Origin of the sequence: Fibrobacter sp. (assembly GCF_017545445.1) — a bacterium.
Taxonomy (GTDB): domain Bacteria; phylum Fibrobacterota; class Fibrobacteria; order Fibrobacterales; family Fibrobacteraceae; genus Fibrobacter.
In genome coordinates, this window is sequence record NZ_JAFWOM010000103.1 from 57,354 (window position 1) to 80,041 (window position 22,688).

Annotated in this window: 22 protein-coding genes; 13 read left to right on the plus strand and 9 right to left on the minus strand. The window is 48.0% G+C overall.

The annotated features are described in order from the left end of the window. Positions 1-43: 43 nt before the first annotated feature. Positions 44-1,768, minus strand: coding sequence for a CotH kinase family protein (locus IKG78_RS11865; RefSeq protein WP_290943693.1), 1,725 nt, complete (start codon positions 1,766-1,768; stop codon positions 44-46). 20 nt (positions 1,769-1,788) lie between these two features. After that, on the minus strand, positions 1,789-3,672 hold the full coding sequence (locus IKG78_RS11870; RefSeq protein ID WP_290943695.1) for a CotH kinase family protein: 1,884 nt from the start codon (positions 3,670-3,672) through the stop codon (positions 1,789-1,791). A 231-nt stretch (positions 3,673-3,903) separates the two neighbouring features. Between IKG78_RS11870 and IKG78_RS11875 the strand changes: the two genes are divergently transcribed. Next, positions 3,904-4,998, plus strand: coding sequence for a DUF3300 domain-containing protein (locus IKG78_RS11875; protein ID WP_290943696.1), 1,095 nt, complete (start codon positions 3,904-3,906; stop codon positions 4,996-4,998). Between the two features lie 105 nt (positions 4,999-5,103). On the opposite strand, the gene tgt is transcribed toward IKG78_RS11875, so the two are convergent. After that, positions 5,104-6,240: a tRNA guanosine(34) transglycosylase Tgt gene (tgt, locus tag IKG78_RS11880; protein WP_290943698.1), complete on the minus strand. Its 1,137-nt coding sequence runs from the start codon at positions 6,238-6,240 to the stop codon at positions 5,104-5,106. Positions 6,241-6,509: 269 nt separating this feature from the next. Between tgt and IKG78_RS11885 the strand changes: the two genes are divergently transcribed. The 4 genes from IKG78_RS11885 (at position 6,510) to IKG78_RS11900 (ending at position 10,363) form a co-directional block, all read left to right on the plus strand. After that, complete coding sequence (locus tag IKG78_RS11885) at positions 6,510-6,728, plus strand: hypothetical protein (protein ID WP_290943700.1); 219 nt, start codon at positions 6,510-6,512, stop codon at positions 6,726-6,728. Further along, positions 6,710-7,267: a GNAT family N-acetyltransferase gene (locus IKG78_RS11890; RefSeq protein ID WP_366075329.1), complete on the plus strand. Its 558-nt coding sequence runs from the start codon at positions 6,710-6,712 to the stop codon at positions 7,265-7,267. Before IKG78_RS11885 ends, IKG78_RS11890 begins: the two co-directional genes overlap by 19 nt. A 70-nt stretch (positions 7,268-7,337) precedes the next feature. Further along, positions 7,338-8,282 (plus strand): hypothetical protein, encoded by a 945-nt coding sequence (locus IKG78_RS11895; RefSeq protein ID WP_290943705.1) that lies wholly within the window; start codon positions 7,338-7,340, stop codon positions 8,280-8,282. A gap of 11 nt (positions 8,283-8,293) precedes the next feature. Next, the gene (locus tag IKG78_RS11900; protein WP_290943707.1) at positions 8,294-10,363 is read left to right on the plus strand and encodes a fibrobacter succinogenes major paralogous domain-containing protein; all 2,070 of its coding nucleotides are present in this window, start codon (positions 8,294-8,296) and stop codon (positions 10,361-10,363) included. A 114-nt stretch (positions 10,364-10,477) separates the two neighbouring features. Here the strand turns inward: IKG78_RS11900 and IKG78_RS11905 are convergent, their stop codons facing one another. Next, positions 10,478-10,678, minus strand: a complete 201-nt coding sequence (locus IKG78_RS11905; RefSeq protein ID WP_290943710.1) for a hypothetical protein — start codon at positions 10,676-10,678, stop codon at positions 10,478-10,480. Positions 10,679-10,782: 104 nt separating this feature from the next. After that, positions 10,783-11,160, minus strand: a complete 378-nt coding sequence (locus tag IKG78_RS20400) for a four helix bundle protein (protein WP_366075332.1) — start codon at positions 11,158-11,160, stop codon at positions 10,783-10,785. Positions 11,161-11,581: 421 nt separating this feature from the next. Here IKG78_RS20400 and IKG78_RS11910 point away from each other — a divergent pair, with 421 nt between their 5' ends. The 8 genes from IKG78_RS11910 (at position 11,582) to IKG78_RS11945 (ending at position 19,330) form a co-directional block, all read left to right on the plus strand. Further along, on the plus strand, positions 11,582-11,818 hold the full coding sequence (locus IKG78_RS11910) for a hypothetical protein (RefSeq protein WP_290943712.1): 237 nt from the start codon (positions 11,582-11,584) through the stop codon (positions 11,816-11,818). Between the two features lie 15 nt (positions 11,819-11,833). Further along, on the plus strand, positions 11,834-12,025 hold the full coding sequence (locus IKG78_RS11915; RefSeq protein ID WP_290943714.1) for a hypothetical protein: 192 nt from the start codon (positions 11,834-11,836) through the stop codon (positions 12,023-12,025). A 29-nt stretch (positions 12,026-12,054) separates the two neighbouring features. Continuing rightward, complete coding sequence (locus IKG78_RS11920; RefSeq protein ID WP_290943716.1) at positions 12,055-12,921, plus strand: fibrobacter succinogenes major paralogous domain-containing protein; 867 nt, start codon at positions 12,055-12,057, stop codon at positions 12,919-12,921. 561 nt (positions 12,922-13,482) lie between these two features. Then, a complete protein-coding gene (locus IKG78_RS11925; RefSeq protein ID WP_290943719.1) occupies positions 13,483-15,096 on the plus strand; it encodes a phosphomannomutase in 1,614 nt (537 codons plus the stop codon). Between the two features lie 27 nt (positions 15,097-15,123). After that, complete coding sequence (locus tag IKG78_RS11930; protein ID WP_290943722.1) at positions 15,124-15,849, plus strand: hypothetical protein; 726 nt, start codon at positions 15,124-15,126, stop codon at positions 15,847-15,849. Positions 15,850-15,891: 42 nt separating this feature from the next. Further along, positions 15,892-16,635, plus strand: a complete 744-nt coding sequence (locus tag IKG78_RS11935; protein ID WP_290943724.1) for a YebC/PmpR family DNA-binding transcriptional regulator — start codon at positions 15,892-15,894, stop codon at positions 16,633-16,635. 438 nt (positions 16,636-17,073) lie between these two features. Further along, entirely contained in the window at positions 17,074-18,150 is a 1,077-nt protein-coding gene (locus IKG78_RS11940) for a hypothetical protein (RefSeq protein WP_290943727.1), read from the plus strand. Positions 18,151-18,256: 106 nt separating this feature from the next. Further along, complete coding sequence (locus IKG78_RS11945) at positions 18,257-19,330, plus strand: hypothetical protein (RefSeq protein WP_290943730.1); 1,074 nt, start codon at positions 18,257-18,259, stop codon at positions 19,328-19,330. A gap of 114 nt (positions 19,331-19,444) precedes the next feature. Here IKG78_RS11945 and IKG78_RS11950 read toward each other — a convergent pair whose 3' ends face one another. Genes IKG78_RS11950 through obgE form a run of 4 tightly spaced genes read right to left on the minus strand, consistent with a single transcriptional unit; the run spans position 19,445 to position 22,434 of the window. Next, positions 19,445-20,590 (minus strand): N-acetylmuramoyl-L-alanine amidase, encoded by a 1,146-nt coding sequence (locus IKG78_RS11950; protein ID WP_290943732.1) that lies wholly within the window; start codon positions 20,588-20,590, stop codon positions 19,445-19,447. A gap of 5 nt (positions 20,591-20,595) precedes the next feature. Next, a complete protein-coding gene (gene smpB / locus IKG78_RS11955) occupies positions 20,596-21,066 on the minus strand; it encodes an SsrA-binding protein SmpB (RefSeq protein WP_290943735.1) in 471 nt (156 codons plus the stop codon). After that, the gene (locus IKG78_RS11960) at positions 21,047-21,451 is read right to left on the minus strand and encodes an HU family DNA-binding protein (RefSeq protein ID WP_290943738.1); all 405 of its coding nucleotides are present in this window, start codon (positions 21,449-21,451) and stop codon (positions 21,047-21,049) included. The genes smpB and IKG78_RS11960 overlap by 20 nt, the downstream gene beginning before the upstream one ends. Further along, positions 21,433-22,434, minus strand: coding sequence for a GTPase ObgE (gene obgE, locus IKG78_RS11965; protein ID WP_290943740.1), 1,002 nt, complete (start codon positions 22,432-22,434; stop codon positions 21,433-21,435). Before obgE ends, IKG78_RS11960 begins: the two co-directional genes overlap by 19 nt. Positions 22,435-22,688: the final 254 nt, after the last annotated feature.

Below are 22,688 nucleotides of genomic sequence, written 5' to 3' on the forward strand. Positions count from 1 at the left end.
TTTTTAGATGTATCATCTTTTCTGCACCCCCATTTTTTATCTCTTAGCGATTCATCATCTTGCCGTTGAGTGTTGCTATCCAGTGCTTGTCCCTTGCCTTGGCCGGAATGGTCAGGCTGGTGACGCCCGTTTTGATATGAACTTTGTACAGAACTGCGCCGTTCAGGTCAACAAGAGCGAACGTTCCGCCCCAATTTGTATGAATTTCAAGAACGTTGCCGTTTACTGTATAGAAATTCGTCGGGGATAGCCTGCTGAAATTATTGGCATCAATGCGTACTTCACTTGTATCGCCCATTTCTGCTCGCCAATCGGGTTCATGGATGATGGGTTCGAATACTACTGGGCTTGCCGGTTCCGTAAAACCGAATTGCTTGTCCATCCAGGCGATTCTTTCTTTTGCTTTTTGACGGACGTATTCGAATTCTCCATCCCAAGTATCGGCATTGGATCCAATCTTAATAGTCGGATTCATTGCTGGTATTTCGGTAGTTCTGCAGTATTTTATGGGTTCCGGATCTTCATCAAATTGACCGCTTACTTTCCCTAAATTTGGCCAACGTTTGAAGTTCCGGTCTGCCGCATTTTTCAGGTACGTTTTCATGGAGTCCAAGTAGGCATCCATGACCTTGGTGTGCCAAACGCCACTACGGAGTTCCGCCCATCGTTTTGAGGCCTCAATCTGAAAAACGCTATCCTTCCATATTTTAAGAGGCCATTCTGCTAGTCTCAAGCCGATACCACCATCTGGATTATTGAAGGCTTTGTAGGTCTGTTCTATTGTCCAGTTGCTATCCGCTTCATTTCTATCATTGTTGAAGGCGATGTAGAAATTTCCCGGTGGGCCTAGTGTTATTTTTCCTGCGGTCTTGTGGCCTTGTTCGTCCGTTTTATCCTTGGATTTGTGCATGAAAAGATTACTGTAATAGCCTTTTGTATTTTGGGCGAGTTCTTGAAGCAACATGAAATCCACCGTCGATGCTACATCTACGTAGTTTTCGTATTCATTTCCGTTTTTGCCGTCCTTGAATAACGCTTCAAGATCGTTCAAATATTTTTTTAGGTAATCCTTTTGCTCATTCGCTAATTTTTTCGTTATAGGGTAGTGCAGGGTGACGTTTGCTCCACCAGATGTCGAAAATTCGAATTCTGTTTCGTCGGATGTTTCCTTGTCTCTTTTTGCTAGGTCAAATGTCCAAATGTAGCCTCCGGTAAGGTTCTCGCCTTCGGTGTCCGTTTCTTTAATCTTGTTCACGTCAACGCGGTATTTGCCTCGCTTGATTCTTTCGACAAGCATGTAAACTCCGCGATAGCCTCCATTGATGTACAAGTCGAAATGTTTAGTGCGAGGGCTGTAACGGCCTGTTTGCCGGAAGAGCCAGTGGCCAAAGGAGTTCCTTACCATGCTCTTATCGACATAAGGCCCGAGCAAAATCCAATCGTCGGAAGGAGGGAGGCCGAATAGGCTCACGTTTATGTCTTTGCCCGTTGAATCGTGGAATTCGATGGAATAGTTTGGCTTGGGGAATGTTCTTGAAATACTCCCGCGAACTTTTATGCCTATGTCGTATTGAATGCCTTTAGAACTGTCTGCGACGTTGTTTGATTTACCGTCCAAGACCTTTATTGTGGCGGGTATTTTTGCATGGATATTGTGGTTAAGACATTTACCCTCAGTGTCAATAAATACAATGGGCAAATCATATATTTGCGCAAAAGCGCCCGCCGAGAGGCAGAGCGCTATGGTACAAACCAGCGTTTTAAACATTCTGGCTACCTTTGCTTATACTAGCGGTTCATCATCTTGCCGTTGAGCGTTGCAATCCAGTGCTTGTCCCTTGCATTTCTTGGAACTTGCAGTGTTGTTGTTCCAGTCTTGATTTGGGTCTTGTACAGAACGGCTCCGTTCAAGTCGATAAGGGCAAAAGTTCCACCGATATCTGTTTGAACTTCGAGCATGTTGCCGTTCACCTCAAAGTAGTTAGTCGGCGATAGTCTGCCCAGCTGATTTATTCGAGTTTTTTCCTTTGCTTTCTTCTTTTCTTCTTTTTCGGCTTCTTCTTTTTGCCAGTCAGGAAGGTGAATTATCGGTTCAGACACGATGGCTTGGGCCGGTTCGGTAAATCCAAGCTGCTGGTCCATCCAGGCCATTCTTTCTTTCATCTTCTTGCGGAGATGTTCGAATTCACCGTCCCATGTGGTTGCGTTGTAGCCGCCCATGGGCATTCCGCCCATGCCCCACATGCCGCCACCGCCGCCACCGCCTTGGTTGCAGAATTTCATTGGTTCTGGATCGTTGTCGCCCTGACCGCTAGATTTACCCAAGTTCGGCCAGCGTTTGAAGTTTCTGTCGGCAGCACTCTTCAAGTAAGTCTTCATGGAATCCAGATACTTGTCCATGGTCTTGGTGTGCCAGACACCGCTGCGAAGTTCCGCCCAGCGTTTTTTGAGTTCGCTTTGGTAGTGGCTGTCCTTCCACATGCCAAGGAGCCAGTTCGGAGCCTTCAAGGAGCTGCCCATGCCGAACATGCCTTGACCGCTTTTTTGGCTGTTCTCGATTTGCCAGCCGCTTGTACCGGAGCTGCCAAAGCCGTTTCCGCCGCCGCCGAAGCCGCCGCCCATGCCGCCCATGCCGCCCCACATGCCGCCGCCTTGGTTCCAACCGCCCTGGCCCTGGCCGCCGCCGTTTTCAGGCTGGGTGCCGTTGCTCATGGCGAGGTTGAAGTCCCAAGCCGGGCCGAGCGTTACTTTGCCTTCGGTCTTGACGCCGTTCGAGTCAGTCTTGTCCTTGGGTTTGTGCAAGAAGAAACTGCACCAATAGGAGTCCGCGTTGTTGGTCACTTCTTCGTGCAACACGTAGTCCAGCGCAGAAGTCATATCGACGTATTTTTCATACCCCTGACCGTTCTTGCCGTTCTTGAACAGACCTTCAAGATCGTTCAAGTACTTTTTCAGGTAGTTTTCCTGCTCTTTCTTGATGTTTTCTTTCTTGGGATAGTGCAAAATGACGTTCAAACCGTCGGAGGTGCTGAAACCTTCCTTTTCGATGGGGCCACTGCCAGCGCCCCCCGTGTTGGTGCCCGTCTTGTCGAAGGCCCAAATATAGCCACCAGTCACGTCTTCGCCGCTAATGTCTGTTTCTTTGAGCTTGCTTACATCGACGCGGTATTTGTCACGTTTGATTTTTTCGAGAAGCACATAGACGCCACGATAGACCCCGTTGATGTACAGGTCAAAATGCTTGCTGCGCGGGCTGTAATGGCCTGCTTGCCTAAAGAGCCAGTGGGCAAGTGCGTTACGCATCAAGCTCTTGTCAACATACGGACCGTGGAAAACCCAGTCGTCGGAGGGAGGCAGCCCGAACAGGCTTACATCCGTGCCTTCACCCTTTTCGTCACGGACTTCCACGCCGTAACCTGGCTTGGGGAACAAAGCCGAGGATTGTCCACGGACTTTGATACCAATATCGTAACGGGTTCCCTTGGCGCTATCAGCCACGTTATTCATCTTTCCGTCCAATACTTTCATGGTAGCCGGAATTTTTTCTGTGACTTTGCTGTCTAAGCATTCGCCTTTGGTGTCAACGAAAACAATAGGCAAATCATATGTCTGTGCATATGCCGAACCTATGATGCAACCCGCTAAGGTAGCTGCCTTAACCAACCTATTCATAAATGAATCCTCCAACAATCACGTTAAATCTATATGTATATGTGGAGAATGTTTTGTTAATTTTGCTTTATATGTTGTAAAGTGTTGTTATTTGTTCTACGCTTTTTTTTTCGGGAAGAAAAGTTCCGCGAAACCAAATGATTGTTATATGCATCCAAAAAGATGTATTATAAGGCAAAAAATGATGATTTTTTGTAGATTGAAAAAGACTTCTGGATAGAAGGAGGTTTTATGAAACGTTTAATTCCATTGCTCATTGCGGTAATCGCGTTCCCTCTGATGGCAAATGCCCAATCCCGCTACACGCCAGCGGAACTGGACACACTTGTGGCGACGATTGCGCTTTACCCGGATCCGCTTTTGGTGCATGTTTTGAATGCGACGATGCATGGTGATGACATTCCGAGCGCATCCGCTTTTGCCAAGGCCCATCGGAACTTGAAGGGGGATGACCTTGCGAAATCCATTGAAGATGCGGAATTGGGTTATGACGAATCGGTCATAGCGTTGATTGCGTTCCCCGATGTCTTGGAAAAGCTCGCGAAGTACGCTACGTGGTCGAATCAGCTTGGCGAAGCCGTCGAAATGCAGAAGGCCGACGTGATGGATGCCGTGCAGAGAATGCGCAAGGTGGCGAATAAAAACGGTTACTTGAAGAGCGATGAGAATGTCTCGATAACGGTCGATGACAATATTTCAATCCAGCCGGTTCGCGAGGAATACGTTTATGTTCCCGAATACGACCCGCGTGTAGTCTATTATGTGGTTTCTGACGGAAGTTTTAGGCTCCGTTATGTGAATGGCGCTTGGATTGGAGCGGGATTGGTTTATTGGGGGTGGGATCCGTTTGTTTATGACTGGGTTCACCGTCGTCCGCATTACCGCCATCCGAGACGACACATGGCACCGCCTCCGCGTCGTCATGCAAGGCCAGCGCCGCGTCCGCGATTTGACAATCCACCGCCTCCGCCGCCGAGGACTTCGAATCCGCCGCCAAGCGGCAGGCGTCCGGTCGCTCCTCCTCCGCCACGAGGAAATTCCGCTTGGGATAGGCATTCTTCGGAACAGCACGCGGCTCCTTCGAATGGTTTAAGCAAAACGGCGACACCTTCTACGCAACGCGCAAATTTTCCATTGGAACGTCGCTCGGCTCCGCCTCCGCCACCACCATCGAATTTTAAGCGTCCGGTTCCGCCGCCCCCGCCGCAGGCGTCAAGTTCGAATGAAGATGAACAGAGTTCCCGTTGGGACAATCGCTCCCGTCATGAAGAACGACGCCACGGTTCGCATAATTCGCCCCCGCCTCCGCCGCACCGCAGACGATAGGGCTACGATGTTACCTTGATCTTGGATATACTGAATTTATATGAATACTTTATTGACCCCCAGCTTTTTTGAGCTGGGGTCGATTGTATTTTAAAGCAAAAAAAACTATTCCAGATTCCTCTGTAATACTTCGCATTTTGCTTTTGCCCATTCTTCGAATGTGTCGTTGGCGAGGTGGTCTTTGGCTTCTTGCATCAAGTGCAGATAGAAATGTAAGTTGTGGATGCTTGCGAGTGTGTAGCCGAGCGATTCTCCGGCGTGGTGCAAGTGACGTAAGTAGGCACGGCTGAAGTTGCGGCAGCAGTAGCAGTCGCAATTGGGATCGACGGGTTTGTCGTATTCTTCGGCGTGTCGGGCGGCTTTGTAACGCAACACGCCTTCGCTTGTGAACAACATTCCGTTACGGGCGTTGCGGGTGGGCATTACGCAGTCGAACATGTCAACGCCACGTCCGATGAGTTCAAGTAAATTCCACGGCGTTCCGACTCCCATTACGTAGCGCGGATGGTCTTGCGGCAAAAAGTCGGTGCAGAAGTCTGCGATTTCGTACATTGTTTCGGTCGGTTCGCCTACGGAAAGTCCGCCCATGGCGTAACCGTCGGGGCTGAGTTCCGCGATGCGCTCAATTGCTTGTTTGCGCAGATGCGTGTGCATGCCGCCTTGGATAATGCCGAAAAACTGTTGATTGTAGCCGTGAATCGGCGGGTGTTCCTTGAGCCAATCCATCGCTTCGGCTGTCCAGCGGAGCGTGTAGTTCAGGCTGTGTTCCGCTTCTTTGACCGTGCTCGGATACGGCGTGCATTCGTCCAAAGCCATGATGATATCCGCGCCGATTTCGCGTTGGGCATTCATCACGCTTGATGGGCTAAAGAAATGCTTGGAACCGTCAAGAATGCTCCTGAATTCCACGCCTTCAGGCTTAATCTTGCGAAGGTCTTTCAAACTCCACACTTGGAATCCGCCGCTGTCCGTGAGCACCGGGCCGTCCCAACTCATGAACTTGTGGATGCCTCCCGCCGCAGCGATTTTTGGCGTTGTCGGGCGCAAGTACAAGTGGTACGTGTTCGCGAGAACGATTTCTGCCTTGATGTCCTTGAGCTGTGCTGGAGTCACCGCCTTGACGGTCGCTTCGGTGCCCACTGGCATGAAAATCGGCGTATGGATATCGCCGTGGTCCGTGTGGACAATCCCGAGGCGAGCCTTGGACTTCTTGGAAGTTTTTAAAAGTTCGAAAGTCTTCATGGGGTCAAATGTAGAATTTTTTGATGTTATCTTTCCGAGCTTGTTCCGGTGGCGGCTTTTTTTTTGAGAATTTGATTTTATTACAAACGGTTGATTGCAAAATGAACGACTCGCAAAGCGACCCCTTGTTTTTGCTTTTCGAACATTCTATATTAAGAATTACCACCCTCGAGGGTGTGTTGCCGGGTTCAAAAAATGGCTCAGCCTGCCCCAAGTTTTAATATATCGTTTGCTAAATCATCATATATGAAAAAAACAAAGGACGTGTTATGGCCAGACCCATCAGAGAAACCCCGATACTCTTTGGCGAAGATGCTCGCCGTTTCCTTGCTGAAATGGAGATTAGACATCCGGAACCTCCCGAAGTTCGTGCCCGCCGTTTGCGGAACTACGAAATTTGTAAAAAGGCTTACGAAGAAGGCATGGCCGAACACCGTGCCCGAGAAGAAGCCAATGGAGGTATTGACCCGTGGTTCAGGAAGGTTTAGACTTATCTTCTCATTTTAAAATTGTTCGGTTAGAACCAAATTTTGCTGTTAAATATTTTGATTGTGGCGATGCTGATTTGAACGATTTCATTCTAAATCGTGCAGCCATGTTTCAAAAATATTTGCTTTCGGTAAGTTATGCTTATGCAAATCCTGAAACAGGATGCTTTTTGGCGTATTGTAGCCTTGCGAATGACAAGGTGGCAATAACTGATTTCAAGGATAAAACAGAATTTAACCGTTTTCGTAAAAAGCAAGGTTTTCCGAACGAAAAAAGGCTTAAAAGCTATCCCGCAGTCAAACTCTGCCGCCTTGGTGTTGATTCTTCTGCAAAGGGGCAGCAAATAGGGACTACAGTTTTAGATTACATCAAGTCGATGTTTGTTATAGAAAATAAGACGGGGTGTCGTTTTTTGACTGTCGATGCTTATTTGGATGCCGTTCCGTTTTACGTGAAAAATGGATTCCGCTTTTTGAACGCAGAGGATAATGACCCGCATACTCGCCTCATGTATTACGACCTGATGGATTTGCAATAGATATGAGAATTACGCATTCCCTTGCCGTAATTTTCAGATGCGTTTCTTTGGGAATGCTATATTCTCTTCCATGAAAAAAATGTTGATATTCCTACTGCTTCTGTTTTTATCAACGGATGCAATGGCTGCGTATGTGGCCGTGCTGGAGACGATGGCGGACGGTGACGCGAAGGATAGCGTGTCAATTTTGGATCGTCAGTATTTGACGAACGTTTTGCGAGAGCAGGCTGTAAAGGAACTCCCCGCGAAGCAGGGCTTCACGATTATGACCCGCGAAAACATCAACGCGATGCTCCCGCCGGGAAAGGCGATTGAAGATTGCGAGGGCAGCTGCCTTGCGGAAACGGGCAAGAATATCGCGGCTGACTACGTTTGTCAGGCTCGCGTAGGGCGGTTTGGTTCCAAGCTGACGCTTTCGGCGGAACTCTACGAAACGGCGGGCAATAAGCTGATTGCTAGCTTCAACGGACGCGGCGCCAACGTGGAAGAGCTGCTTACTTTGATTGAAAGTAAATCGACCGAATTTTTCCATGCCATAAAGGATTTGAACGATCCTGTGGCGGCTAATCCGTCGAGCGTTCTGGACACGTCCTCGACAGAGCCTGCCCTGAGTGTAGCCGAAGGGATCGTGGATCAGCCCACATCTCCAGTCATTCAGGCAACAACTGATGTCATTCCCGCGAAGGCGGGAATCTCCCTTGACGAACCTCGCGAAGATAAAACGAAAGTAGGCGAGAGTATCCCTGCGAACGTGGATGACGAACCTTCGAAAAAAAGTGGAATCGCGGGCAAGGTGGTGCTTTCCATCAGTGCTGCAGCGACTGTGGCGGGTGTCGTGCTTGCTGTTGTTGGAAACAACAAGGCGAAAGACGCGGCGGAAACGAAGCGTTTTGCAAATGAAGAAGAATACAACGATGCCAAGGACAAGGCAAAATCCGGTCAGACTCTCCGTGGCATTGGAATCGGTATCGCCATCGCCGGAGCCGTAGGCATCGGCGTGAGCTTCGCGTTTTAGGGGAGGGAAGTATGTTGAAGTGGTTAGTAAACAGTGGTTGGTGGTTAGAAAATCGTCATTTTCGTGAATGTAGGAAGCCTCGTTGCTGTCATCCCGGCCTCCGTGCCGGGATCGCCTCTGTAAAGTCATCCTGGAGACCTGCAGGGTCGATAGGATCCATCGCAGTTATATTCGCTCTCGTCTTACTCACCGCCTGTACCGACTACGTATCGCAAATCGAGGATCGCTACGGCGAGTGGAAGCCTAATTGGCCTGCGGTTTCAGGAACCATGACTGATTCCCGCGACGGTCAGTCTTACAAGACTGTAACTATCGGCACCCAAACGTGGATGGCTCAGAACCTGAACTACAAGACGACGAACAGTTTCTGCTATGAAGACAATGCATCCAACTGCACTAAGTACGATCGCCTTTATACGTGGGATGCTGCGATGGAGGCTTGTCCTAGTGGCTGGCATTTGCCAGATACTACTGAATGGAATATGCTAGTCTCTGTGGCAGGGGGATGGTATGAAGGGGGAAAACTTAAATCAACTAATGATTGGTATCATTCAGAAGATAATACGGATGACTTTGGTTTCTCCGTTTTGCCTGCCGGTCATTGGTCAAAAGTAGGGAAATACGCTTTAAGGAATAATGACGCATATTTTTGGAGTTCAACAATTGCGACTTATAGTGACGAGGCGTTGGATTTTCATTTGAGCAACAGTGTTGGCATGGAAATAGAAGTCTATGTAAAAAAAGAAACAAGAAATTCTGTTCGTTGCGTCAAGGGAAAAACTACCGAAAAAACGTCATCTTCGAATAAAGAAAAAATGTCTTCGTCAAGTAAAAAAGTTGATTCGTCTTCCAGCATTACGCCCAAATCTAGCTCGTCAAACAAGAATGTTGTTTCTTCATCCAGCAGCGGAGCAAAAGGATCCAGCAGCAGTGTCTCCCGAAGTTCTTCTAGTTCTTTCATTTGGAAACCATCATCCTCTTCTTCTAGCGAATCTATTTTTATACCCCCATCATCTAGCTCGGTTGCAGTTAGCCCTAGTCTCACTGACGGTGGAACCTGTGCTCCTGTTTACGCTATTGTTGAATCGGGCGAAAAGGTCATTTGGAAATACACTGTTGGTGGGATCGTCAAGACGACCGACATGCTTTCCGCTAACTTTAAGTGGACAACTCCCGGTGGCTCGCCTGAATCGTTGGAAGGTAAGGGCTCCAAATATATGAGCGATTCTGTCACTTATGCAATGTCTGGACAGCATACAGCTACACTAATCCTCTCTACGACGAAGGGTTCTTTCAACCTTACTTGCGAACCGGTTCAGGTTAATCCTAGCTCCTCCAGTATCGCCTTTCCAATGTCATCTTCTTCCTCTAGCATTACGCAGAAGTCGAGCAGCAGTGTAGCCCTTCCTGTGTCATCCTCTTCTTCTGTCATTCCCAGTTCTTCAAGTGTTTCATCTCCCATGTCATCCTGGAGTGGAGGCGGAGCCGGAGCGATAGGATCCATAACAGACACCCGTGACGGTCAGACTTACAAAACTGTCACCATCGGCTCCCAAATATGGATGGCTCAGAACTTGAACTACGAAACGGAAAATAGCTACTGTAATGAAGATAATCCATCTAATTGCTCCAAGTACGGTCGCCTTTATTCTTGGGGGGCTGCGATGGATAGTGTTGGTTTGTGGAGTGCGAACGGCAAAGGTTGCGGCAACGGTGTTACTTGTTCTCCGACATATTCCGTGCGAGGCGTTTGCCCAACTGGTTGGCATTTACCGAATAATTCGGAATGGGAACAGTTGTTTATTGCGGTTGGAGGTTCTTCTACTGCTGGAAAAATGCTCAGGTCTAGCGATGGTTGGTCTGATGGTGACAATGGTATGGATGCTTATTCTTTTGCCGCGCTGCCTGCAGGATTTAGAGATGATCGTGGAAAATATGGTCTGGGTGGTAATTTGTTTATTTGGAGTTCTTCAGAAAATGGTAGCTATGGCGCTTACTATTCGTACTATGACAAGGAAATTGCGGGACTGCAATATTACGGAAAAAGTTACGCTTTCTCTGTCCGTTGCGTCAAGGACTAGCAAGCTGAGTGAAGCGGTCGCCAAGTTTACTAGAGCGACCATTTCTAAGTTGAAACAGTCTGCACAACGAAGTTGTGCTACGGCAAAATTACGTGATGGACGAAAATTGCGGAATTAAAGTAGTCCGTGTTCCTTGAGTATCTTCTCGTACATGTCTGCACGGGACTTTTCTTTATTAGCAAGGTTTACTGCTTCGTCAGCGCGTGACTCGGCCTCGTCTGCACGGCATTTTTCTTCGTCAGCACGTTTTTCGGCTGCCTTAGTGCGTTCGCGTTCCTCATATACCATGTCATCCAATTCCTGTTGCCAAGTCATATAGCGCTTCCTTGTTTCATTGTCCGACAGATACCATTGTGTAATGTGTAATGTGTGATGTGTGATGAGGAATGTGTGATGAGGAATGTGTGATGTGGAATGAATTATCTGTTTCGAGCGGTTTTGGTTATGGCATTTAGCATTCGAACAATTGCCTGGCAAAGCGTAATGATATTATCGAATTCAGTTGATTCTAGATATCTCGCTTCATGAAGCAATTCAAGCCAATATTCGGTCTCTCCGGCCTCTTTCAATGCGATATACATTTTGGCAATAAAATCGGCCTTGCTTTGTGCAAACTGAGCCTCCTTTATATTCGCTCCAATGCTTGTGCCGCTACGAAGTAATTGCTTGCTAAGAACGAATTCTCTTTTGTTTGAAACTAAATGACGATATAAACATATTATCCGTAAAGCGAACAATTTGCTTAATGATTGAACAGTTGATTTTTCATTGCACACTTCACACCTCAAATTACACATTGTTTATTGTGGCTAAACACGAGCGCGAACATGAAACGGTTCGTGATGGGAAGATCTTCGAACGGAATGTGGTTTGTCTTCATTTTTCTCCTTTGTTTGTATTGTGCTGTTTTTGCAAAACAAAAAAGAGCCGTTCCTATTTTGATATAGAAAACGGCTCTTTATTGAGCATGGCCAGCATCCGCTAGCTGTGGATAATATAGCAAACGAATTGGGGAAAATTAAGCTTTTCAAGAAAATTTTTCATTTTGCAATCTATTGGTTGCAAAATGAATTGCCGACAACGGGACCCCTTGTTTTTGCTTTTCAAGCATGCTATATTAAACAATACCACCTTAGTAGTGTGTTGTCGGGTTTCACCTGTTTAGTGATGCTCCAGAGTTATTATATCGTTATCTATATGAAAAACAAAGGACGCGTTATGGCTAGACCTATCAGAGAAACCCCGATACTCTTTGGCGAGGATGCTCGTCGCTTTTTGGCCCGTATGCAAGAACGACATCCTGAATCTCCAGAAGTTCGTGCTCGCCGTTTGCGAAACTACGAACTTATGAAAATGGCTTACGAAGAAGGTATGCGTGAAAAACGTGCCCGAGAAGAAGCCAATGGAGGTGTTGACCCGTGCTTCAGAAGAGTGGAGACAAATCCTTTAAAATAGTTCAACTGAGTTGTATTGAGTCTGGTCGATTATGTCAAGTCGATGTTTGCTTTAGACAATAAAGCTGGCTGTCGTTTTTTGACGGTCGATGCGTACTTGGATGCGGTCCCGTTTTACGTGAAAAATGAATTTCAATTCATGAACGCCGAAGATGATGACCCGCATACGCGTCTTATGTATTACGACTTGATGGATTTGGAAGAGTAGCTCTGTGTACTTTTTTGTATATTTGTACTATGAATAAATTTATTCTTTGTGCTTCTGTCTGTTTTGGACTTTTCTTTGCCGCGTGTGGCGATGATAGTAGTTCAATTACTGAACCATCGGATGAGTCGTCTTCTAGCGTTGTTAAATCATCGTCTTCGACTAAAAACCAAAAATCGTCAAGTAGCAGTTATGCAAAGTCGAGTTCAAGCAAAAAAACGTCTTCATCGAGTAAAAAAATTGAGCAATCATCTTCTTCTGTCATTCTCGGTTTTTCAAGTGTCACCCTGAGCGAAGTCGAAGGGTCTCTAACGGACACCCGCGATGGTCAGTCCTACAAGACTGTTGTTATTGGTTCCCAAACGTGGATGGCTCAAAACTTGAACTTCGAAACGGAAAATAGCTATTGCACTGAAGATGATCCGTCTAACTGCACCAAGTACGGTCGCCTTTACACGTGGGCGGTCGCGATGGACTCTGCTGGCACATGGAGCGTGAATGGCAAGGGTTGCGGCTATGGTAAAACATGCTCGCCGACGTATCCGGTGCGTGGTGTTTGCCCAACAGGCTGGCACTTGCCTACGCAAACGGAATGGAATACGTTGTTTGCCGCAGTTGGTGGTTCCAATACGGCGGGAACAAAACTCAAATCGACAACTGGCTGGAACAGTAGCGGCAATGGCACGGATGCCTACTCGTTCTCGGCGTTGCCTGCCGGCTACAGGAGCAACTTTGGGAATTACAGCTTCGAGGGCATCAACGCGGACTTCTGGAGTTCTACAGAGGGCAATAGCTACTACGCGTTCATCGTGTTCTTGCGCTACGACGGCGGCAGTGCAAACCTGGTCTACCACGACAAGTACTACGGGTTTTCTGTTCGTTGCGTCAAAGACGAATAAGGTGAATGTCGCAAAAATGTGCTAGCACATTTTTATGACTGAGCCGCAAGTCTTGCACTACGAAGTAGTGCCACGACTAGTAGCGGTGAGCCTTCAGCGATGAGCTATGAGAATGTAAGTGGTCTGCTATAAAAAACTCACAGCTCATAGCTCGTTACTCAATGCTAATCTATTCCCATTTTCGAGGTGCAGCGAGTCTTGCGGCAAGTTGCGAAGTCAACTTGGCAAACGATTGATGATTTATTTTGTCTGCTATAAGCCTAGGCGTTGCGGGGGGGGGCCCCCGCTTGAAGGGGTGATGGAAGACTCGGTGGACCCTATCGCTACGCTCCAGGGTGACAATGTCCACCGAGGCTGCAATCAGGGGAAGGCTTTCCCCTTTTTGTCCTATTTTATATTCTCACAATTATGGATCCTATCGGTCACCTTGCGGCTCCCTCCAAGATGACGGATAAAGACTTATCCCTCACCGCTCACACCCCTATTTTCTTCCTACTTCCAACTTCTTACTTCCTACTATTTTCTAAATTGTCCGCGTAAAACTTCAATACAGGAACCCCTATGGAAAACATTACCCAGATTTGGAAAAAAATTCAGTCCCCCGAATTCAACCCGGCTACGGACATGGCTCTGGTTGAAACAGTGAAGCAGGTTGCATTAACCTCTCAGGAACCTGCCAAGGTTAGTTTTGGTACGTCCGGCTGGCGCGGCGAAATCGGTTCTGAATTTACGCTTCGCAACTTGCAGGTGGTGGGTGCTGCCATTGTGCGTTTGTACAAGGAAGCTACTCCTGAACTTTTTGAAGCGCTGGGTGTCAAGGACTTTGCCGAACTTCAAAAACGCGGTGTGGTCGTCGGTCACGATAACCGCTTGCTCGGTCACGAATTCTGCGAAGCTGTCGCGGATCAGTTTGCGAAGGCTGGTGTGAAGGTTTATTACGGTGGCGAAATGCCGACTCCGGAATTTTCCGCTGCAATTGAAATGCTCGGTGCTGCTTGCTCCATCAACATGACTCCGAGCCATAACCCGAGCCATTACAACGGAATCAAGTTCAATCCGGCTGACGGCGGTCCTGCGGGTCCGGAAATCACGAACGTCATCACCAAGCTCTCTAATGAAATGATGGCGACTTGGAAGTTTGAACCGGTCTCCAAGGTTGACTGGGAAATCATCGACTCCCTCAAGATTTACAAGGAATTCCTCGTCAAGCAGGGAACGATCAAGTTCGACCGTATCAAGGACTTTATCAAGAAGGGCCGCCTCACGCTCGTGTGCGACCATGTGCATGGTTCTACCCGCCGCCGTCCGGCTGCTCTCCTCGATAATCCTGAATGCCTTATCACGCTCCGTAATGAAGACGATTCTTTGTTCGGCGGTATCGCTCCGGAACCGTCCAGCAAGAACCTCGAAAAGGTCCGCAAGGTTTTGGATGAAAGCAAGTCTTGGTTCCGCTTGGGCGCAATCTTTGATCCGGATGGCGACCGTATCCGTTTCTACGATGGCACTCGCGAAATCGACATGAACCAGTTCGGTGCTATCGCTTTCCACTACATGGCGACCTGGCGCAAGGAACAGGGTTGCGTGGCTAAGTCCGTCGCTACTTCTAACTTTGTGAACATCATTGCTGAAAAACTCGGCGTGCCTGTGATGGAAACTCCGGTGGGCTTCAAGAACTTCCGCCCGTGGCTCAGCCGCAACGCCAAGCAGAAGGCTCTCGTTGCATTTGAAGAATCCGACGGTATCTCCGGCCTCAACAACACGCTGGAAAAGGACGCTCAGTTCGGCCTTCTCATCGCTCTCGAAATTCTTGCAACGACTGGCAAGAACCTCGGCGAATACCTCGATGCTTTGTACGAAGAATACGGTCGCTTCTATCCGACCCGTTCCGGTTTCGAAGTCGATAAGTCCCTCGTCGGCGCTCCCTTGAAGGCGAAGGTCGATGCTATTGCCGATATTGCTAAGCCGGGTGCAAAGGTCATGGTCGGCTCTAACGAAAAAACTGTGAAGCAACTCCTTACGCTCGATGGCGTGAAGGTTATCTTCGACGACGATTCTTGGATGCTCGTCCGCCCGTCCGGCACGGAACCGAAGGTGCGCATTTATACGGAATGCCGCAACCCGGACGAAAAGGATCCGATGTTCGAAGCAGCCAAGGCTTTGTTCTTCAAGAATTAAGAATAAATTAGTGGAGTGGATTAGGCAATGAAGAAAATTCTAACGGTAATCTTTCTTGCGTGTGCATTTGTGTTTGCGCAAGAAGGCTCCATCAAGCCGGGATTTCAGGCGTTTTCTGGTGCCCTGATCAAGCTGAAAAAAGCGGATAAAGGGTTCCACAAATTTATGCTGAAGGTCGATGTGGCTCCTTGGGCGTTCGTTGCGCAAGGTGAAGTTCAGGCCCCCGGTGGAGATTCCGATGTCCTCATTACGGCTCTTTTCGATAGGGCTCTTTACGCTGTGCTCGCTTATATACCGGACAAGATTGCTGCCGGTTCCGATGGCGACGAGTACAACGTGGGCTTCTTCGACATGATGCTTTACTATGACGAGGAACCGACTAGAATTCGTAATTTGTCGTTCAAGCTTTTGCCTCCTGCCAATGACAGCTGGGCTCAGGGCATTTTGGATGATGCTTTGCAGTCCGGTTCGCTTTTGGGAAAAATCTGGAGCGGTAAGTACGAACGCGAAATTACCAAAGCGTCCGCCACTCCTATTGACAAGGCAAAACTTGAAGCTATGCAGCGGGATCGTCAAGAGGCTAGGGCTAAAGCCTTGGCCGATAAGCGTGCGCGCGAAGAGGCTGAACGTCAGGCGAGATACGGAAGTGAAAAGGTCAAGCTTAAAACGACGATGGAAGACAATTCGCTTGATTGCTCTAGCCGCAGACTCTCCGCCAAGCAGAAACGACTCTGCAAGATGAACAGAAAGTAGAACTTTTTTAAATTTTATCAAAAAAACACCTAGAGGTAAATTATGTCCGGTCACTCCAAATGGGCCACCACCAAACGCAAGAAAGCCAAAACCGACGTCGCTCGCGCTAAGGCTTGGAACAAACTCATTAAGGAAATCTCCATTGCTGCTAAGCTCGGCGGCGGCAACCCTGACGCTAACCCGCGTCTCCGTGCTGCTATCCTCAAGTCCAAGAGCCAGAGCTTGCCGACCAAGAATATCGAAAGTGCAATCGCCAAGGGTACGGGTGCTAACTCCGGTACTGAAATGACGGAACCGCTGTACGAAGGACGCGGCCCGGCTGGCATTGCCATCATGGTGCAGTGCATGACCGACAACAAGGTCCGTACGGTTGCTGAAATCCGCAACATCTTCAACAAGAACAACGGTTCCATGGGCGAATCCGGTTCCGTTTCTTGGGCGTTCACTTACAAGGGCGTGATTGTCGTCGATGCTGAAAAGTATCCGGAAGACCAGGTGATGGACCTCGTTCTTGATGCGGGTGCCGAAGACATGAGCACCGAAGACGGCGTTCATGAAATTTCCACTTCTCCGGAAGCTTTTGACGCTGTTTCCAAGGCTCTCGAAGCTGCAGGCATCGAAATGATGAGCGCTGAACTCAGCTACGTTCCGAATGACCCGGTCAAGCTCGGTCACGACGACGCTGTGAAGCTCCTCAAGCTCATCGACAAGTTCGAAGACCACGACGACGTTCAGGAAGTCTATCACAACGCCGAAATCGACGAAGCTGACATGGACGCGGAGTAGTCCGTAAGGCGAGTGTCGCGACGGCAAGCAAGCTTGCCGGCATGACCGAGCCGAAGGACGGACGCCGAAGCCGAAGGCGTAAGCGTCAATAATTAGACGAGAGAACGCTCGCGTCGCTCGCTACAGACGACAAATGCAAAAGGCGAATGTTGCAGGACTGCTTGCAGACCTATAACTGAGCCGAGCATTTGGGACTTGTCCAGAGACGAAAGAGGTTTTCTTTACTTGTCATCCCGGCCTCTGTGCCGGGATCAGCTTACACAAGTTAAACCGCTTTTCAAAGAACTGTTGCGAAAGTGACAGTTCTTTTTTGTGTCCCGGGGTGAAGTTTGTACGTTGTTGACGGATAAATTATATATTATAATAAATGACATTGAACTTTTGTAAGGCCGGTTGTCATGCTCGATATTCTCGGTCTCTAGAAGGGGGAGTGTTTGTATGACAATCCACAAGTTTTTCCGTCTATGCAGTTTGACTGTCGCATCGCTTTTTTGGGCGAGTTGCGGCACGGATTCCAATCTGCAATTTCCTATAGCGGGGGCTACAAATCCGGATTCATCTGCGGATGCGGGGGAGGGGCGTTTCTCGTCTGCATCTTCAGAAACTGAATCCAGCGCGTCGGTGGAGCCTGAATCAAGCTCGTCGCAGATTGAGCCCTCAAGTTCTGCGGAATTCTCTGAATCTTCTAGTTCGACAATTGTCCCACCAACGGGTTCCTCTGATACTCCTGCATCGAGTTCTTCAAGTGTTTCTAGTTCATCTACAATACCGACTTACGTTCTGGCACGGGATTCCTCTGTTACTTGTGAGACTTTTGGAGTTGCGGTTCCGATTTGTTCAAAAGATTATGATTGTAATGATTTAACAAATTTCTTAAAGCAAAAACAATCTGTATCAGAAAAACTTTTGACGTTTTGGGAAAAAGAACTAGAATCGTGCGGCGCTATTCAATTACAAAATGCAGCTTTGTATGGCATCGGTCCTTGCGCTTCAACTCGTATAAAACATAAGATGAAATGTTCTAATGACAGTACTTATGAAGATTTTAGAATAGATGAAAAACTTGCTTATACGAGTGAAAAAGAGTACAATGAAGCTAAAGGAATTGTTCCTGATGATTTAGTTGAATCTTGTCCGCAAGAAGACTTTGCTTTGTTTCCTGATATCCTTGCTGATGTGCAAAAAGAATTGTACAAAAAGATTGTCGATGAATTGATGATTGATTCTTCTTTGACTGAAGTTCAGATAAAGTATCTAGAAAATCTTTTAGATCGTGAAAATAAAACATTAAAGGTAGGCTTAGCGCCTTACTATCTTGAAAATCGTCCCGTAGAACGCTCGAATTTGAACTATATGGCAGAAAACTGGTTTGATGGTTATATCGCCAAAACCAAGACTTGCGAAGATGGCACGCCCGAGATAACGGAACGCTACAAACAAAAGTACGATGCAATTTTGGCGGAATGTATGGAGATTATCAGAAATAATGTCAAGACAGCTGTAGCCGGTGAATAGCCTGTTGTGTTTATTGACGGAATGTCAACGTTTTTATTTAAACAGAACGCTTTTTGAAATCAATTTTTGAGATAAATTATATATTAGAGAGTAAAGGAGAGTTTCTATGAATATTCGTAAGTTTTGGCGCCTGAGTTGCTTGACTGTCGCATCACTTTTTTGGGCGAGCTGTGGCAGTGATTCGAATCCTCAATTTGCCGTAGTGCAATCTACAGATCCGGATTCGTCCGCGGATGCATTCGGGGATAGTTCTAGTAGTGAAACCGCTTTCCCTGAAGAGTCTTCAAGTTCCTTGACTGAAGAAAATACGAGCTCTTCTGATGTTTACGCATCCAGTTCGTCGGATGCTGCGATGAGTTCTTCGAGCGTAGAAAGCTCTTCAAGTGCTGACGTCACGGAATCTTCAAGTTCTACGGAACCCGTGAAATATCTCATGGCACGGGACACCTCCGTGACTTGTGTAGAAGGGTCGTATAAACGAAGCAATTGCCCTGAAACTACGCATAGTCTTACATGCAATGACTATAAAAAATATTTAGGGAAAGATACATCATTGTCTCAAAAAATTTTGACGGAATGGGAAGATAAACTTCAATCGTGCGGTTCTATTCAAGAAATGGCGCCTGTTTATGGTATCGTCAGTCCTGTTTGTTATCCCACTTCGTATTATGACGCTCCGATGATTGTGTGTTCTGATACACGTACTTATAGGAATGGGTACAAAATCGAAGGAAATCTTTTCTATACGAGCGATGAGGAATATGACATAGCCCATGGAATTTACCCTGAAGATTGGGTCAAGTCCTGCAAACAAGATGGGTTTGCTTTGTTCCCGGATATTTTGGCCGATGTGCAGAAAAAACTGTATGAGGTTGTCTCCGGAAAACTCTTGGAAGATGTTGCCAGATCTGAATCGGAACAAAAATATTTAAATGGTCTTTTGGATCATGAAAACAAAACATTAAAGGGACTTTATGAACCTTATTTTTCTGCCGATATTGAGGCAGATGTTTTCCTTTTAAAGGATAAATCGAAAAATTGGTTCAACGGTTTTATTGCAAAGACGAAGGCTTGCGCAGACGGAACGCCTGAAATTACAAAACGTTATCAGGACATGTACGATGCGATTCTCGCGGAATGCCTTGAAATTATAGAGAAGAAATCAAAGGCTGCGGAGTAGTTTATTTGTCGAAAGCCTTTCGTCATTTCGAAAGCTTCACGTCATTCCGCAAACATCTCGTCATTCCGAGTGTAACGAGGAATCCAGTCAAATCTTGCGGATTCCTTTTTTCGTCTAATTTCTTCCCAGCGTTTCTCTGTAGCTGTGGACGGCATCCTTGTACTTGCTCACAGCTTCTGCAATGCGGTCTGCTAAATCTTGCTGGCCTGTCTTGGTCATCATGTAGGCTTCGTCTTCTTCGTTGCTGATGAATCCAAGTTCAATGAGCACGGCTGGCATCATCGCTCCTACGAGGACCATGAACCCTGCACCGCCGACACCTGTGTTCATCCTCTTGATTTTTCCGCCTTCAAAGCTGTCGAGCAACTTCTCTGTAAACATGTAACTAGTTTGTTTATACTGTTCGAGGCGCGCTTCGAGCTTGAACCATTCCAGCGGCGAGAGTTCGTCCTTGGCGTTCTTTTCGCCGTAGAGCGTGGCGACCGCGTTTTCACGACGGGCTATGGCTTTGTCTTCTTCGCTTTCCGGGGCTCGCAGCACGTAGAACTGGTAACCCTGGATAATCCGCTTGCGTTCTTCGCTCGCGTCAATGGCGTTACAGTGCAGACTGATGAACAAGTCTCCGTCCCACTGGTTGGCGAGGTTCGCGCGTTGTCCGAGTTCGATGAACACGTCCTTGCTGCGGGTGAGCTTCACGTTGAAGCCTTCGTCGGCGAGGTTCTTGCGTAAAAGCTTCGCGACCGCAAGCACGATGTCTTTTTCGTTGGCTTTCTTGCCCTGCGCGCCGGGGTCCTTGCCTCCGTGTCCGGGGTCGATGACGATGGTGCGGACTTCGCGGCTGCCAGCAATTTCTTGCTTGGGTGGCTTCGGTTTTACGACAACAGGCGTTGCCGGTTTAGTTTCGGCTTGGGGGTCCGCTTTTGTTGCGACAGGGGCGGCAGGCTTTGCCGGTTCTGCTTTTTTTACAGGAACAGGTTCCGAAGCTACAGGTTTTGTCGTAATCTTCTTGACATCGTTTTCTGCAATCCACAAATGCCCGTTGTCCAGTTGCGGGGCTTGCGTCAGTTGCGATGTGCGACCGTTGTAGGCCATGTACGGAATGCCGACCGCGAACTTGAGCGTGTCTTTGGGTGAAATAATCGTGAACGTTTTTTGCACCGGATACCAGTGGAACGCCCCCTTGATTTCGCGGGCAAGCGTCTCCACATCGACCCTTGCCGTTACGGCGAGGGCGAGGCTGCATGCGGTTAGCAGCAGCACTAAAATTAGCGATGGGCCTTGGCTGCGCGAGCCATTTCCATTTTGGCGTCGCGGACTAAGATGTCCTGTCGCTTGTCGTGTTGATCTTTGCCTCGGCATATTCCTACTTCGAGTTTTGCAATACGGTTTTTAAAGTACAATTTTAACGGAATGATGGTGCAACCTTTCAATTCCTTTGCCTTGCGCATTTTCTGGATTTCGTGCTTGTGGGCGAGGAGCTTGCGACGGCGTGCCGGAATGTGGTTAAACCTGTTCGCGAAAAGGTATTCGTCGATATGGGCACCGACGAGCCAAAGTTCGTCTTTGTTCTCGTCAATATCGATCCATGCTTCGCCCAATGTGCATTTGCCATCGCGGATGGATTTGACTTCCGACCCGATGAGCATGATACCCACTTCAAAAGTTTCATCCACAAAGTAAAGGTGGCTTGCCTTTCTGTTCTGGATTACGGGCGTACTAGATTCTTTCTTGGTCATCTTTTGGGACAAAGGCCTCTGTTTCTAAGTCGAAAGGAACTTTATTGATTTTTTCAATCAAATCCTTGCTAGGTTCGAAAACCGGACGTACCTTGGCGGGAATGTTCACGAGTTCGCCAGTCTTGGGGATCCGGGTGCGGCGTTCCTTGCGCTGTTTGTTCTTGAAGCGACCGAATCCACGTAACTCAATGTTATTTCCTTCGATAACGGCATTAGTAACCGCGTCGATGAGACCTTCCACGATGACTTTGGTTTTTACCTGCGTAAAACCAGTCTGGGAAGCGATTTCATCAACGAGTTCCTTCTTAGTTATGTTGGACTGAGTCGCCTTCATGTTAATGAATTTACAATATTTTTTTGTTACCGTTACGTTTTTTTGCTCCAACCGATGCTTTTTTTGTGCATATGGGGCACTGCAGCGTCCAAAGCCTGCTGTAATTCAGCGCAACCTTCACCTGTCACCGCCGATGTGATGACCACTTTCTGGCGGTGCTTCTTGAATTCCTTGATGGCGTTTTCGATGCCGAGGTCGCTCTTGTTGAGAGCCACGACGAAGTTCTTTTCGGCAAGCTTCGGGTGGAATGCCTTGAGCTCTTCCTTGAGGACATTGAACTGTTCGTAAGCGTTTTCGGCGAAACCGTCAATCACAAAGAGCAACGTGTGCGTACGTTCGATGTGCTTGAGGAACTGGTGACCAAGGCCCTTGCCTTCGCTGGCGCCTTCCAAGAGGCCCGGAATATCAGCGACTACAAAGCTGTGACCGTTCACCTGCACAATGCCGAGCACCAGTTCAAGTGTCGTAAACGGATAGTCGCCAACTTTCGGACGTCCGCTAGAAATTTTGTTCACGAGGCTCGACTTGCCTGCGTTCGGGAAGCCAACGAGACCTACGTCTGCCATGAGCTTGAGTTCTAGGAACAGCTGGCGGACTTCGCCCTTTTCACCCGGCGTGCACTTGCGCGGGGCCTGCACCTTCGGAGTTGCGAAATGCTGGTTGCCCATGCCGCCCTTGCCGCCGCGAGCCGCAATCCACTTTTGGCCCGGTTCGGTCAAGTCCGTGAGGATGTGGCCCTGTTCGTCCTTGACGATTGTGCCACGCGGAACGTTCACGATCAAATCTTCGGCAGATGCGCCGGAGCAGCGCTTTGCACCACCGGGCTGACCGCTCTTTGCCTTGTAAATGTGCGTGTTGCCCATGTCGAGGAGCGTCGTATATTGCTCGTTCACCTGCAAAATCACGTGACCGCCACGACCGCCATCACCACCATCGGGACCGCCGAGGGGTACAAACTTTTCACGATGGAAACTGCAGATGCCGTCACCGCCTCTGCCGGAGCGAACTTCAATATTTTTTTCGTCTAAGAACATATCTTTCGTCTGTAGGCTCGCAGAGCCGTTCTCTCGTCTAAATAAGTGGTTAGTATGCAGTGGAATCACCTTTTTCAGCGTAAAATGTAGAAATTTTTGCGATTTGGGGAAGAGGGATGTGCTCGACAAACACATTTGTGATTTGTCATGCCGAATTTATTCCGGCATCGGCTATTCCAATTAAGCTAAAACATGTTACATTAGCTATGGCTTTGACTTTGACGATGCTTTGTGCTCGCTTTCTCTTTTGTAAA

Coding starts and splice junctions, on each gene's coding strand:
- IKG78_RS11865 (WP_290943693.1), bottom strand. CDS start 1,768: ATGTTTAAAACGCTGGTTTGTACCATAGCGCTCTGCCTCTCGGCGGGC.
- IKG78_RS11870 (WP_290943695.1), bottom strand. CDS start 3,672: ATGAATAGGTTGGTTAAGGCAGCTACCTTAGCGGGTTGCATCATAGGT.
- IKG78_RS11875 (WP_290943696.1), top strand. CDS start 3,904: ATGAAACGTTTAATTCCATTGCTCATTGCGGTAATCGCGTTCCCTCTG.
- tgt (WP_290943698.1), bottom strand. CDS start 6,240: ATGAAGACTTTCGAACTTTTAAAAACTTCCAAGAAGTCCAAGGCTCGC.
- IKG78_RS11885 (WP_290943700.1), top strand. CDS start 6,510: ATGGCCAGACCCATCAGAGAAACCCCGATACTCTTTGGCGAAGATGCT.
- IKG78_RS11895 (WP_290943705.1), top strand. CDS start 7,338: ATGAAAAAAATGTTGATATTCCTACTGCTTCTGTTTTTATCAACGGAT.
- IKG78_RS11900 (WP_290943707.1), top strand. CDS start 8,294: ATGTTGAAGTGGTTAGTAAACAGTGGTTGGTGGTTAGAAAATCGTCAT.
- IKG78_RS11905 (WP_290943710.1), bottom strand. CDS start 10,678: ATGACTTGGCAACAGGAATTGGATGACATGGTATATGAGGAACGCGAA.
- IKG78_RS20400 (WP_366075332.1), bottom strand. CDS start 11,160: ATGTGTAATTTGAGGTGTGAAGTGTGCAATGAAAAATCAACTGTTCAA.
- IKG78_RS11910 (WP_290943712.1), top strand. CDS start 11,582: ATGGCTAGACCTATCAGAGAAACCCCGATACTCTTTGGCGAGGATGCT.
- IKG78_RS11920 (WP_290943716.1), top strand. CDS start 12,055: ATGAATAAATTTATTCTTTGTGCTTCTGTCTGTTTTGGACTTTTCTTT.
- IKG78_RS11925 (WP_290943719.1), top strand. CDS start 13,483: ATGGAAAACATTACCCAGATTTGGAAAAAAATTCAGTCCCCCGAATTC.
- IKG78_RS11930 (WP_290943722.1), top strand. CDS start 15,124: ATGAAGAAAATTCTAACGGTAATCTTTCTTGCGTGTGCATTTGTGTTT.
- IKG78_RS11935 (WP_290943724.1), top strand. CDS start 15,892: ATGTCCGGTCACTCCAAATGGGCCACCACCAAACGCAAGAAAGCCAAA.
- IKG78_RS11940 (WP_290943727.1), top strand. CDS start 17,074: ATGACAATCCACAAGTTTTTCCGTCTATGCAGTTTGACTGTCGCATCG.
- IKG78_RS11945 (WP_290943730.1), top strand. CDS start 18,257: ATGAATATTCGTAAGTTTTGGCGCCTGAGTTGCTTGACTGTCGCATCA.
- smpB (WP_290943735.1), bottom strand. CDS start 21,066: ATGACCAAGAAAGAATCTAGTACGCCCGTAATCCAGAACAGAAAGGCA.
- obgE (WP_290943740.1), bottom strand. CDS start 22,434: ATGTTCTTAGACGAAAAAAATATTGAAGTTCGCTCCGGCAGAGGCGGT.